Raw genomic sequence first — 12643 nt, forward strand, 5'->3', positions numbered from 1 at the left:
GAAACATAATCAGCATTTTGATTCTAGTAATCGTCGTGGGAGGGCGAGGGCGCACAGCAGGCCGGCGGCGAAGCATGCCGCCGTGGTGGTGAAGACCGGCGCGTACGAACCTCCTGCCGCCCGGGCGACCAGGGCGCCGAGCACGGCGGCGCCGACGGTGACCCCGGTTTCCCGCACGAAGGCCAGTCCGGCCGTGACCGCGCCGACCACCCGCGGGCCGCCCGCGTGCTGCGCCACCACGACGACGATCTGCATGAACAGCCCGGTGCCCAGGCCCAGCAGCGCGAGCAGGGCCGCGACGATTGGCAGCGGCGCCGCGCTGGTCCACGCCAGTGCCGCGGCCGCGCTGCCGGACAACGCGCACCCCGCGACGGGGAACGGGCGCCACGCACCCCAGCGGCGCACCACGAACCCTGAGACGTTGACCCCGGCGACGATCCCGGCGGTGACCGGCAACAGCAGGAGCCCCGAGGTGGTCGCCGAGGTGCGGTACACCTCCTGCACCCATGTCGGCACGTAGGCCAGCACGCCGAACAGGCCGATCCCGCCGGCCAGTGCCAGCACGCAGCACAACCGCACGGTGCGGTCGCGCAACAGCGCCACCGGGAGGACCGGGGTCGCGGCCCGCCGCTCCCAGCCGAGAGCTGCTGCGCCGGCGAGTGCGGTGAGCGCCGCTCCCGTTGTGGTGGCCGCGTTCCAGCCGGTTTCGGCGGCCGCCGTGGTGACCAGGACGAGCCCGGTGGCCGCGGTGGCGAGCAGGACCGCGCCGAGCGTGTCGAACCGCGCCCGCCCGGCGTGGCCGCGGCCGGCCGGGACGGCGGTCCGGACGAGCACGGCCGCCGCGGCCCCGAGCGGCAGGTTGAGCCAGAAGACCCAGCGCCAGGACGTGGCGTCGGTGAGCCAGCCGCCGAGCAGGGGACCGGCGACCGTGGCGATCGCGTACACGGCGCCGAGCGGCCCGAGGAACGCGGCGCGCTCGCGGGCGGGCACGGCGCCGGCCACCACGGCCTGCGGCAGCACCAGCAGGCCGGCGCCGCCGAGGCCCTGCGCCAGCCGCGCGGCGGCCAGGAGGCCGACGTCGCCGGCGAACCCGCAGGCGGCGGACGCGGCCACGAACACCGCGATCGAGAGGGCCAGCACCCGGCGGTGGCCGAAGCGGTCGCCGAGCGCGCCGGCGGCCGGCATCGCGTCGGTCAGCGCCAGCGCGTACGCGGTGACGACCCACGAGACGCGCGAGGGCGCACCCAGTTCGGCGACGATCGAGGGCAGCGCGGTGGCGACGATCGTCTGGTCGAGCGCACCGAGCGCCGTGACGAGCACGAGGCAGCCGAACAACGCGCGACGCCTGGTGCGGGGTGGGGCGAGGGGCACGGGACTCCCTGGGATGGCTGGATGCGGTGAGGTGGGTGGTGTGTGGGGTGGGGACGCGGCACCGCGCCGACAGGCGGCTGGGCGGCCTCCGCGTGGCGCCCGCCGTGGGATGGGGGCACCGCGTCCCGCGGGCGCGCGGTGGGGCGCGACCTCCGCGAGGTGCCCGGTGGGCACGGAGGAGGCCTTGGGTGGCGGGGTGCGGTGAGGTGGGTGGTGTGTGGGGTGGGGGCGCGGTGCCGGGCAGACGGGCGGCGGGTGATCTCCGCGCGGTGCCCGCCGTGGGGTGGGGGCACCGCGTCCCGCGGGCGCGCGGCGGGGCGCGACCTCCGCGAGGTGCCCGGTGGGCATGGAGGAGGCCTTGGGTGGCGGGGCGCGGCGAGGTGGGTGACCGATGTGAGGTGGGGGCGCGGGAAAGCCCGCGGGCGGCGGGCGGGTGCGGCGAGGTGGGTGAACGGCGCTTGGTGCCCGTTGCGGGGCGGCGGCACGGCGCCGCGCCCCTGCGCGGCGGGCGGCGCCCTCCGGTAGCGGCGGCGCGGCGAGGCGGCTGAACAGCGCCCGAAGCGGGGCGAGAGACACGGACGACTCCCTGGCAGCGACGGCGGCGACCGGGCGCGGGGAGGGGGCGGCTCCCCGACGGGCGGCTCGCGGGCACACCCCGCCGTCGCCGGGATTATGCACCACCGGCACCGCGTCCCAGCGGGCCCAACAGGACATTTCCCCAGGTCAAGCGCGCGACATCGCTTCCGTGGATAAGCAGAATCCGAACTATGAATTTCCTTTACCATGGGGTCGTGCCGCATCGTGGTCAGGGTCTTCCCCGGCGCCACGACGGCGCCGTGTGCGCAAAGGAGCGGCACTGTGGACATCACCAGCGACGTCACCCCGCGGGTGACGCCCGGACACGCGGTCCGGCTCGGATGGCGGGAGAAGCTCGGCTACGGCGCGGGCGACCTCGCCTCGAACCTCTCCTGGAACCTGGTCGGCGGCTTCCTGCTCTACTACTACACCGACGTGGCCGTGGTGCCGGTCGCCGCGCTCGGCACCCTGTTCCTCGTCGCCCGCCTGCTGGACGCGATCATCGACCCGGCGATCGGCGTGCTGGTCGACCGCACGCGCTCGCGCTGGGGCAAGGCGCGGCCCTACCTGATCTTCGCGTCGATCCCGTTCGGCGTGCTCGGCGTGCTCACCTTCACGGTCCCGGACATCGGCGACACCGGGAAGCTGATCTACGCCTTCCTCACCTACCTGACGCTCGGCCTGCTGTTCTCGCTGGTCAACGTCCCGTACAGCTCGCTGCTGCCGATGATGACGCGGGACTCGCAGGAACGCATGCAGATGGGCGGGCTGCGCGCGATCGGCAGCTCGGTCGGGTCGATCATCGTCACCGCGGGCACCACGCCGTTCGTGGCCCTGCTCGGCGGCGGGAACGAGCAACGCGGCTGGACGATCGCGACGCTGATCTTCAGCGTGCTGTCCGTCGGGTTCTTCGTGTTCACCTTCGTGGCCTGCAAGGAGCGCTACGCCCTGCCCCCGGAGACCGACGCGCTCCGCCCCGGCGCGGCGCTGCGGACGTTGTGGGGCAACAAGGTCTGGAAGATCACCTTCGTCTACGGCGTGCTCAACTTCGTGCGCCTGGGCATGGTGCTCGCGGTGACCGTCTACTTCGCACTCGCCGTGCTGCACGCGCCGTGGGCGATCTCGGTACTGCTGCCGCTGGTGTCCGGCGCGATGATCGTCGGCGGGTTCGTCGCCCCGGCCTACTACCGGCGCTTCGGCAAGCGGCGCGGCAACGTCCAGGCGCTGGCCGTCGGGTTCGTCTTCTGGGCGGCGATGATCCCGCTCGAGAGCAACTTCCCGGCGTTCCTCACCTGCTACATCGTCGGCACGCTGGCAATCAACCTGTCGATGGTCTCGATGTTCACCATGGTCGCCGACACGGTCGAGTACCAGCAGTGGCGGTTCGGCACCCGCAACGAGGGGCTGCTCTCGTCGGGCATCAGCTTCGCCACCAAAGTCGGCTCGGCGGTCGGCTCGGCCGCCGTCGCCTACGGGCTGGGCGTCGCGGGATACACGCCCGGCGAGGCGTCCGGCCCGGCGCTCACCGCGATCCGCCTGATGTTCTACGGCGCCCCGCTGCTGCTGATCGTGTTGCAGGCGCTGACGATGCTGTTCTGGGACCTCGACGGCAAGCACGAGCAGATGGCGGCGGACATCGACCGCGCCACCCGCGAAGGAGGAGGACTGACGTGAACCCGTCCGACGGCGCCGAATTCCGGCGGGCGCTGGGCCACTACCCGACCGGCGTCTGCGTGGTCACCGCCGGCGCCGGGATCGCGATGGTGGTCGGCACCTTCACCTCGGTGTCGCTGGACCCGCCGCTCGTGGGTTTCCTGCCCGACCGGGCCAGCACCTCGTGGCCGCGGATCCGGGAGACCGGGCGGTTCTGCGCGAACGTGCTCGCGGCCGGGCAGGAGGAGCTGTGCCGGGACTTCGTGCGCAAGGCGCCGGACCGGTTCGCCGTGCACGGCCTGCCCGGCCCGGCGCCGTACGGGCCACGCCTGTCCGGCACGGTTCTGCGGGTCGGCTGCGACATCGAAGCCGTGCAGCCGGCCGGCGACCACGAGCTGGTGCTGGGCCGGGTGCGCGTGCTGGAGGTCGACCCGGCGGCGGGTGAGCCGATGGTGTTCCTGCGCGGCCGCTACGCCGCGGCGGCGGTGCCGGCGTGATCCCGGTGTCGCCCGCGGTGACCGGCGTGCCGTACGGTCGGCCCGTGGAGAGCGTGAACGCCCGGGTCCGGGAGCCCAAGCAGGAACGCAGCAGGCTGTCGTTCGACAAGGCGCTGGACGCGGTGATCGCCCTGCTGGTCGAGCACCGCTCGGACTCCTTCACCCTCGCCGACGTCGCGCAGCGCGCCGGCGTGTCCACCGGGTCGATCTACGGCCGGGTGAGCAGCAAGGACGACCTGATCCGCACCGCGCACGCCCGTGAGATGGAGCGGATCGCCGAGGAACAGCGCGCCGCGTTCGCCACCGAGCCCCCCGCGGGGGAGACGTTCGGCGAAGCGGTCGAGCGGGTCATCGGCACGGCCGCGGAGCTGTTGCGCCGCAACGCCGCCGTGCTCGGCCCGTTCATGCTGCTGGCCAACACCGACCCGCAGATCGCCGAGCTGGGCGGTGCGGCGCACGCGGAGCTGCGGGACGCGTTCGTCGACGCGCTCGCCCAGCGCGAGGACGAGATCGGCCACCCCGATCCGCACCGCGCGCTGGAGTGGAGCTTCACCGTCGTGTACAGCGTGCTGGCCCGCTGGCTCGCGCTGGGCAGCACGCAGCAGGCCTCCGGCGAGGGGGAGTGGTCGGACATCCTGGCCGACCTCGCGCGGATGGTGCTGGCGTTCCTGACCCAGCCGGAACCGGCGCCCAGGAAGCGCCGGCGCTAGCACTTCCCGCGGATGGCGCTGGCTTTTTCGCGCCCGCAAAACTAGAATCATCATTCTGAATCTGAACCAGGAGGAACCCCGGTGACCGCTCCACCCGACCGCCCGCGCCGCGGCGTGAGCCTGTACTCGTTTCAGGAGGAGTACTTCCTGCGCACCATGTCCGTCGAGGACTGCGTCGCCGCCGCCGCGGCCATGGGCGCCACGGGGATCGAGATCATCCCGGAGCAGTCTATCCCCGGCTACCCGGTGGTGACGGACGAGTTCGCCGAGCGGTGGCACGGCTGGATGGCCGCCTACGGCACGACCCCGGTCGCCACCAACGCCTTCCTCGACACCAAGCTCCACGCCGACCGCTGGCTCACCCTCGACGAGCAGGTCGCCTCCGTGCGCCGCGACATCGACATCGCCGTCCGGCTGGGCGCGGGCATCGTCAAGGCCACCATCAACTTCTCGCCCGAGGTGATGGCCGCCGCCGCGCCGTACGCCGAGGACCGCGGCGTCCGGCTGCTGCTCGAAGTGCACGCGCCGTTCCACTTCTCCCACCCGTGGATCCTCGAGCACCTCGAAGTGATGCACCGCGCCGGGCCGCACGTGCTCGGGCTGATGCCGGACATGGGTGTGCACGTCCGTCGGTTCCCGCGCGTGGTCAGCGAACGCGCCCTGCGCGACGGCGCGGACCCCGCGCTGGTCGACTACATCGTCCGGACCTACGACGACCACGGTGACACCCACGCGCTGATGGACATCGTGAACTACCGCGGCGGCGGGCCGGTCGAGTTCGGGCTGGCGCGCCAGGCCACCCACTACATCTGGACCGAGCCGAAGGAGATGCTGGAGCACCTGCCGTTCATCGGGCACGTGCAGGCGAAGTTCTACGAGATGACCGACGAGGGGTACGAGTACAGCATCCCCTACGACGAGATCGTGCCGGTGCTCGCCGGCGGCGGGTTCACCGGCTACCTGTCCAGCGAGTACGAGGGCAACCGGCACATCCAGGACGCCTTCCCCGTCGACAGCGTCGAGCAGGTGCGCCGCCAGCAGGAGATGCTGGCGCGGCTGCTCGGCGAGTGAGGAGACCCCGATGTTCGACCAGTACATCGTGTGCGGCCTTCGCGCCCGCGAACGATCCGGCGGCGAGGTGGAGGTGCGGATGCCCTACTACCGCGGGCTGTTCCTGTCCATGGTGGAGGCCGTCGACCTCGTGCTCGACGGCGTCCCGGTGCCGCCCGGGCGCACCACGTTCACCGTGCACGGCAACACCTACACCTTCGCCGAGATGCCCGGGATCACCGGCGACCGGTGGGAGATGGGGGAGCGGGCGGTGCTGGGTTTCGACACCGGCGAGCCGCTCGCGCCGGGTGAGCACGACGTGGAAGTGTCCGTGCGCCTGCGCATCTCCTACATGCCGGTGCCCGGTGGCGGGCGCGACCGCAAGCGGCTGGTGGCGGCGTGAGGGCCTTCCCCGGCGCGGTGGACGTGGCGATCGTCGGGAGCGGACCGTGCGGCGCCGCGTACGCGCGGATCCTGTCCGAGACCCGGCCGGACCTGCGGCTGGCCACGTTCGAGACCGGGCCGATGCTGGCCGACCCGCCCGGCGTCCACGTCAAGAACATCGCCGATCCGGTCGCGCGGGAGCGGGCGCAGCGGCGCTCGGAGGGGCCGGGCGGCGCGCCGCGTGGGCGGCCGGGGACGTTCCTCCTCGGCGGCAACGCGCTGCCCGCCGCGGCCATGTCCAGCAACGTCGGCGGCATGGGCGCGCACTGGACGGCCGCCTGCCCGCGGCCGGGTGAGAGCGAGCGGATCGGGTTCCTGCCGGACCTGGACGACCTGCTCGGCGAGGCGGAACGGCTGCTCGGGGTGTCCGCGCACGCCTTCGACGACGCGCCGTTCGCCGCCGAGGTCCGCAAGCGGCTCTCCGCCGAGTTCGACCCCGGCCGTGACGAGGACCGGCGGGTGCGGCCGATGCCGCTGGCCGTGCGGTGCGAACCGGACGGCTCGCTGGTCTGGTCCGGCGCGGACGTCGTGTACGGCGAGGCGACCCGGCGCAACGAGCGGCACACGCTGTTCCCGGAAGCGCTGGTGACGCGTGTGCTCGTCGAGGACGGCCGCGCGGCGGGCGTGCTGGTGCGGGACCTGCGGGACGGCGGCGAGCACGAGGTCCGCGCCGCGCGGGTCGTGGTCGCGGCCGACGCGCTGCGCACGCCGCAACTGCTGTGGGCGTCCGCGGTGCGGCCGCCCGCGCTCGGCCGGTACCTCAACGACCAGCCGCAGGTGGTGTTCGCGGTGCGGTTGCGCGATGTCGGGGCTGCGGACACCGATCCACGCGGCCGATCGCGGATCGTGCGGCAGAGCGGGGTGAGCTGGGTGCCGTTCACCGACGCCGAGCCGTTCCACGGCCAGGTGATGCAACTGGACGCGTCCCCGGTGCCGCTGGCGCCGGACGACGTGCCCGCGCCCGGGTCGATCGTCGGGCTCGGCTGGTTCTGCGCCAAGGACGTGCGGGCCGAGGACCGGATCGTGTTCGACGACGCGGCGCGCGACGGCTACGGCATGCCCGCGATGCGCATCGAATACGGGCTCACGCCGCGGGACGAAGCCGCGCTGGACGCCGCCCGCGCCGCGGTGCGCCGGGCCGCTTCGGCGCTGGGCGAGCCGCTGGACGACGAGCCGATCACGCTCGCGGCCGGCGCCTCGCTGCACTACCAGGGCACCGTCCGAATGGGACTCGTCGATGACGGAACCTCGGTGTGCGACCAGGATTCGCGCGTGTGGGGAGTCGAGGGCCTGCACGTGGCGGGCAACGGCGTCATCCCCACGGCGACCGCCTGCAACCCGACCCTGACCTCGGTCGCGCTGGCCGTCGCAGGCGCCCGGCGCATCGCGGAGGAGATCTGATGGACGTGTCGAAGATCGCGACGGTGGTGCCGGTCGCCGACCTGGCCACCGCCGTCGCCACGTGGACGCGGCTGCTGGGCGCGGAGCCGACGTTCGTCGACGGCGACCGGTGGGCGCAGTTCGACGTGGCCGGGGCGCGGGTGGCGCTGGCCGGGACCGACAGCGTGACCTCGCACCCCGCGCTGCTGCTGCGGGTCGCCGACGTGGCGGCCGCCCGAGTCGAGGCCGCGGCGGCGGGCCTGAAGACCGGCGAGATCACCGAAGGCCCCCACGAGCTGCGCTGTCTGGTGTGGACGGATGAGGGCGCCGAGGTCGTGCTGCACAGCGGGAGGGTGGCGTGAGCTGTCCCTTCACCGATCCCCGCGCGTTGTTCGGCGACCTGGCGGAGGCCCGTTCGCGACCAGGCCTGACCTGGAGCGAGTCGATGGGGCGCTACGTAGTGTCGCGCTACGGCGACATCGTCGAGGCGCTGCACCAGCCGGAGGTGTTCTCCTCCAGGCCTGCCGTGCCCGAACTGCCGTCACCGTGGCGGGAGAGGTTCGCCGGCCGGGTTCCGGACCGGGGCACGTTGCTGGGGCACGACAACCCCGACCACGACCGGCTGAGAGCCGCGGTCAACACGTTCTTCATGCCGCGGCGCCTGGCCCGGTTCGAACCCTGGATCGAGCGGAACGCGCACGCCCTGATCGACGAGTTCGCCGACCGCGGTGAGATCGAGCTGAAACGCCACTTCGCCCTGCCGCTGCCGTTGCGGACCATTGCCCACATCGTCGGCCTGGACGTGGACAAGGCCGACTGGATCGGGTTCGCGCTGGCATTCTTCCTCGGGCCGAAGGACACCCACTACCGGGCGTCGCCCGAGGAGAAGGCCGATGCGCTGCTGGAGTTGCACGAACACATCCGCGAGGTGATGGCGGATCGCAGGCGCGACCGCCGCGACGACCTGATCAGCCACGTCTGGAACGTGCGCGACAGCGGCGAGGCCGAGACGACCGACTTCGAAATGCTGTCCCTGTTCCCCGGCCTGATGCTGGCCGGACACGAGACGTCGTCGAACCTGCTGTGCACGGGGCTGGCCCACCTCCTCTCGCGCGACGGCGCGTACGAGGCGGCACAGCACGACGACGCCAGCCGGGCCCGGGCACTGGAAGAGTTGCTGCGGTACGAATCGGCGATCACCGGCATGTCGCGGGTGGTCACCCGCGACACGGAGCTGGGCGGGACCCGGTTGCGGGCGGGTGACGAGGTCTTCCTCGCCTACGCCTCGGGGAGCCGGGATGGTTCCGTGTTCGACAACCCGGACGGCGTCCTGCTCGACCGCGGGTTCGAGCGACCACACCTGGGGTTCGGCCAGGGCGTCCACGCCTGCCTCGGCGCGCCGCTGGCGAGGCTGCTGCTCAAGACCGAGTTGCGCGTGATCCACGAGCGACTCCCCGGACTCCGGCTCGCGACGCCGTACGACGAGCTGGAGTACGGTCCGGTCGGCGAAGGGCGCGGGGTGCCGGAACTGCTCGTGCGGTGGAACCCCGGCGGCCCGCGCCCGGCACGGGTGCGGACCCGGCCGGGCATCCAGGCCGTGGTGGCCGGCAAGTTCGTCGTCGCCGACGGGGTGGTCGAGCTGGAGTTCACCCCGGTGGACGGCCGGTTCCCGGCGTGGGCGCCCGGTGCGCACGTCGATATCCGGTTCGCGCCCGGCCTGACGCGTCAGTACTCGCTGTGTGGTGATCCGGCCGAACAGGACCGGTGGCGCGTCGCGGTCCGGCGTGAGGCGGACGGTCGCGGCGGATCAGTTCACGCGCACGACCGGCTGGCGGTGGGTGATGTCGTGACGCTGACCGGGCCACGCAACAACTTCGCGCTCGCCCCGGCGCCGGAGTACCTGTTCATCGCGGGCGGCATCGGGATCACCCCGCTACTCCCCATGCTGTCGCGGGCCGGAGCGCCGTGGCGGATGGTCTACTTGGGACGCACCGTGCGGAGCATGCCCTACCGCGATGTCCTCCGGGGCCTCGGCGACGTGACGATCTGGACCTCGGATCGCGGCCGTTTCGACCTCGATGCGCTCCTGGCCTCGGCGAAGCCGGGCACGGCGGTGTACTGCTGCGGACCGGAGCGGCTGCTGGCCGCGGTCGAGGAGCTGTGCGATCGACATGCGCTGGCACTGCACGTCGAGCGCTTCGCGCCCAAGCCGCAGGAGTTCGGCCGGAACGCGGAGTTCGAGGTCGTGCTCGCCGGGAGCGGGCGCACGGTCCGCGTCGGTCCGGACGAGTCGGTGCTGGACGCGGTGAACCGAGCCGGCGCCGGGGTGCCGTCGACTTGCCGGGAAGGCACTTGTGGCACCTGCGAGGTGCGGGTGCTCGGTGGCAAGGCCGATCACCGGGATTCGGTGCTCACCCCCGAGGAGCGGGCGGCCGGGGAATACCTGATGCCGTGCGTCTCGCGGTCGCAGACTCCCTCGCTCGTGCTCGACCTGTAGAGGGGGTGCGGCGCTCCCTGGTTGCCCGCCTGCGCGGGGAGCACCCTGGGGGCATGGAGAACCACGACTTCGTCGGCATGTGGGTCACCGCCGACGGCCACATCCGCCAGGAACTGCTGCCCGACGGGCGCTACGACGAGGCCCGCGGCAACCGGAAGAGCGCCTACACCGGCCGCTACACCGTGACCGGCAACCACATCGACTACGTGGACGACACCGGCTTCACCGCGACCGGCGACGTCCGCGACGGCGTGCTCTACCACGAGCACCTCGTCCTCTACCGGGAGAGCTGACCGGCGCGGCGGGGCTACCCTGGCCGCATGAAGAGGACGTCGTTCGCGAACTGGCCGTGCTCGATCGCCCGGTCACTGGACCTGCTGGGCGACGCGTGGACGTCCCTGGTGCTGCGCGAGGCCTTCTACGGCGTCCGCCGTTTCGACGACTTCCAGCAGTCGCTGGGCATCGCGCGCAACACGCTCACCGACCGGCTGCGGCGGCTCGTCGAGGAGGGGCTGCTGGAGCGGCGGCCCTACCAGGACGAGCCCCGCCGCCACGAATACCTGCTCACCGAGAAGGGGCGCGACTTCTTCGGGGTGCTCGCCGCCCTGTCCCGGTGGGGCGACCGCTGGCTGGCCGGCGAGGAGGGCGCGCCGATCACCTTCCACCACGAGACGTGCGGCCACGACACCCACGCCGAGGTCGTCTGCGCGCGGTGCGGCGAGCCGCTGCGCGCGGACGACACCCGGATGCGGCTCGGGCCGGGCTTCCCGGAGCGGCTCAAGAGCAGGCCGGACGTGCGCGACAGGTTCTTGACAGGCTGAGTCTCATTACGCAACTGTAGTGGCCGGACCCCGCGACGACGAGGAGGACGGCCGGCGATGGAGTGGACGGGCGCGCGCTACGCGGACACCCCGACGGTGGAGGTGCGGACCTGGGTCGACGCCCCGCCGGAGCGGGTGTGGGCGCTGGTCTCCGACATCGGCCTGATGCCCGCGATGAGCGACGAGCTGCAGTCGGTCGAATGGGTCGACGGCACCACCGGTCCGGCCGTGGGGGCCCGGTTCGTCGGCCGCAGCAAGCACGAGGCGCTCGGGGAGTGGGCCACCACGTCGGAGATCGTCGAGTTCGAGCCGGGGCGGGTGTTCGCCTGGGCCGTGGGGGATCCCGCCGAGCCCAGCGCGACGTGGCGGTTCCGGGTGGAGCCCCGCGACGGCGGCACGGAGCTGTCGCAGTGGATGCGGCTCGGCCCGGGGCGGTCCGGGCTGTCGCTGGCGATCGACCGGATGCCGGAGAAGGAACAGAAGATCGTGTTCGTGCGGATGCGCGAGTTCGAGCGCAACATGACCGCGACGCTGGAGTGCCTCAAGAAGCGCGCGGAAGCCTGATGCGCACGGCGACGACCGTCGAGGCCTCCGGCGGGTTCGGCGAGGTGACGGACTTCGTGGTGGAGGCCGAGAAGCTCGGGCTCGACGTCTGCTGGGTCGCCGAGGCGTGGGGTTCCGACGGGCCGTCCGCGCTGGGCTGGTTCGCGGCGCGCACTTCGCGGATGTTGCTGGGCTCGGGGATCATGCAGCTCGGCACGCGCACGCCGGTCGCGGTGGCGCAGACCGCGATCACACTGTCCAATCTGTCCGGTGGGCGGTTCCTGCTCGGGCTGGGCGCGTCCGGTCCGCAGGTGATCGAAGGCCTGCACGGGGTGCCGTTCGCGCGGCCGCTGGCGCGGATGCGGGAGACCGTCGAGATCGTGCGGCGGGTTGTGGCGGGCGGCAAGATTTCCTATTCCGGCACCGAGTTCCAGATCCCGTTGCCCGGCGGGGACGCGGTGCCGATGCGGCTGTCGATGCGCGCCGAGCACGAGATCCCGATCTACCTGGCGACGTTGTCCCCGGCGATGCTGCGGCTGACGGGCGAGATCGCGGACGGCTGGCTCGGCACGAGTTTCGTGCCGGAAGGCGCGGCGGAGGCGTATTTCGCGCACCTGGACGAGGGGCTGGCGCGCAGCGGGCGCACGCGTGCGGATCTGGACGTGTGCCAGGGCGCGGAGGTGGCGTTCGCGCCGGACGAGGACGCGCTGCGGGCGATGGTGGCCGGGCGGAAGAAGGAGCTGGCGTTCAGCCTCGGCGGGATGGGCTCGGCGTCGACGAACTTCTACAACCGGGCCTACAGCAGGCAGGGGTGGGCTGAGGTCGCGGCCGAGGTGCGGAACCGTTGGCAGGCGGGGGATCGCGACGGCGCGGCCGCGCTGGTGACCGACGAGATGGTGCTCGGCACGACGCTGATCGGCACCGAGCCGATGGTGCGCGAGAGGCTGCGCGTGTGGCGGGACGCCGGTGTGGACACCGTGCGGCTCTACCCGGCGGGCGACACGCTGGACGCCCGGCTGGCGACGCTCGCGAGGGCGATCGAACTGGTGCGGGAGCTTTCGCCTGCAGTGAAAGGGAGTTGATCGTCGGTGTTGTGAGGTC

At 72.7% G+C, this 12643-nt stretch carries 13 protein-coding genes; 12 read left to right on the forward strand and 1 reads right to left on the reverse strand.

The genetic code is table 11. The features are described 5' to 3' along the window. Nucleotides 1-9 precede the first annotated feature (9 nt). Nucleotides 10-1371, reverse strand: coding sequence for an MFS transporter (locus L2C96_RS05275; RefSeq protein ID WP_237335368.1), 1362 nt, complete (start codon nt 1369-1371; stop codon nt 10-12). Between the two features lie 858 nt (nt 1372-2229). Between L2C96_RS05275 and L2C96_RS05280 the strand changes: the two genes are divergently transcribed. The 12 genes from L2C96_RS05280 (at nt 2230) to L2C96_RS05335 (ending at nt 12624) form a co-directional block, all read left to right on the forward strand. Further along, nucleotides 2230-3621 (forward strand): MFS transporter, encoded by a 1392-nt coding sequence (locus tag L2C96_RS05280; protein ID WP_237335369.1) that lies wholly within the window; start codon nt 2230-2232, stop codon nt 3619-3621. Next, a complete protein-coding gene (locus L2C96_RS05285; protein WP_123683013.1) occupies nt 3618-4097 on the forward strand; it encodes a flavin reductase family protein in 480 nt (159 codons plus the stop codon). Before L2C96_RS05280 ends, L2C96_RS05285 begins: the two co-directional genes overlap by 4 nt. Nucleotides 4098-4141: 44 nt before the next feature. Then, nucleotides 4142-4807, forward strand: a complete 666-nt coding sequence (locus tag L2C96_RS05290) for a TetR/AcrR family transcriptional regulator (RefSeq protein WP_237335370.1) — start codon at nt 4142-4144, stop codon at nt 4805-4807. A gap of 81 nt (nt 4808-4888) precedes the next feature. Further along, the gene (locus tag L2C96_RS05295; RefSeq protein ID WP_237335371.1) at nt 4889-5878 is read left to right on the forward strand and encodes a sugar phosphate isomerase/epimerase family protein; all 990 of its coding nucleotides are present in this window, start codon (nt 4889-4891) and stop codon (nt 5876-5878) included. A gap of 10 nt (nt 5879-5888) precedes the next feature. Continuing rightward, entirely contained in the window at nt 5889-6260 is a 372-nt protein-coding gene (locus L2C96_RS05300; protein ID WP_020420829.1) for a C-glycoside deglycosidase beta subunit domain-containing protein, read from the forward strand. Beyond that, nucleotides 6257-7702 (forward strand): GMC oxidoreductase, encoded by a 1446-nt coding sequence (locus L2C96_RS44980; protein WP_237335372.1) that lies wholly within the window; start codon nt 6257-6259, stop codon nt 7700-7702. Before L2C96_RS05300 ends, L2C96_RS44980 begins: the two co-directional genes overlap by 4 nt. Further along, nucleotides 7702-8043: a hypothetical protein gene (locus tag L2C96_RS05310; RefSeq protein WP_237335373.1), complete on the forward strand. Its 342-nt coding sequence runs from the start codon at nt 7702-7704 to the stop codon at nt 8041-8043. The genes L2C96_RS44980 and L2C96_RS05310 overlap by 1 nt, the downstream gene beginning before the upstream one ends. Continuing rightward, nucleotides 8040-10178 (forward strand): cytochrome P450/oxidoreductase, encoded by a 2139-nt coding sequence (locus L2C96_RS05315; protein ID WP_237335374.1) that lies wholly within the window; start codon nt 8040-8042, stop codon nt 10176-10178. Before L2C96_RS05310 ends, L2C96_RS05315 begins: the two co-directional genes overlap by 4 nt. Before the next feature lie 53 nt (nt 10179-10231). Continuing rightward, nucleotides 10232-10471 (forward strand): Atu4866 domain-containing protein, encoded by a 240-nt coding sequence (locus L2C96_RS05320; RefSeq protein ID WP_020420833.1) that lies wholly within the window; start codon nt 10232-10234, stop codon nt 10469-10471. 27 nt (nt 10472-10498) lie between these two features. Further along, nucleotides 10499-10999 (forward strand): winged helix-turn-helix transcriptional regulator, encoded by a 501-nt coding sequence (locus L2C96_RS05325; RefSeq protein ID WP_020420834.1) that lies wholly within the window; start codon nt 10499-10501, stop codon nt 10997-10999. A 57-nt stretch (nt 11000-11056) separates the two neighbouring features. Continuing rightward, entirely contained in the window at nt 11057-11563 is a 507-nt protein-coding gene (locus tag L2C96_RS05330; protein ID WP_020420835.1) for an SRPBCC family protein, read from the forward strand. Next, a complete protein-coding gene (locus L2C96_RS05335; protein WP_020420836.1) occupies nt 11563-12624 on the forward strand; it encodes an LLM class flavin-dependent oxidoreductase in 1062 nt (353 codons plus the stop codon). Before L2C96_RS05330 ends, L2C96_RS05335 begins: the two co-directional genes overlap by 1 nt. The last annotated feature ends 19 nt before the right edge of the window (nt 12625-12643 follow it).

The sequence above is a fragment of the Amycolatopsis tucumanensis genome, from assembly GCF_021654135.1.
GTDB lineage: Bacteria > Actinomycetota > Actinomycetes > Mycobacteriales > Pseudonocardiaceae > Amycolatopsis_E > Amycolatopsis_E tucumanensis.

Excerpts from the sequence above, each read along its gene's own strand:
- L2C96_RS05300 (WP_020420829.1), top strand. The coding sequence starts at position 5,889 with ATGTTCGACCAGTACATCGTGTGCGGCCTTCGCGCCCGCGAACGATCC.
- L2C96_RS05320 (WP_020420833.1), top strand. The coding sequence starts at position 10,232 with ATGGAGAACCACGACTTCGTCGGCATGTGGGTCACCGCCGACGGCCAC.
- L2C96_RS05335 (WP_020420836.1), top strand. The coding sequence starts at position 11,563 with ATGCGCACGGCGACGACCGTCGAGGCCTCCGGCGGGTTCGGCGAGGTG.
- L2C96_RS05330 (WP_020420835.1), top strand. The coding sequence starts at position 11,057 with ATGGAGTGGACGGGCGCGCGCTACGCGGACACCCCGACGGTGGAGGTG.
- L2C96_RS05310 (WP_237335373.1), top strand. The coding sequence starts at position 7,702 with ATGGACGTGTCGAAGATCGCGACGGTGGTGCCGGTCGCCGACCTGGCC.
- L2C96_RS05325 (WP_020420834.1), top strand. The coding sequence starts at position 10,499 with ATGAAGAGGACGTCGTTCGCGAACTGGCCGTGCTCGATCGCCCGGTCA.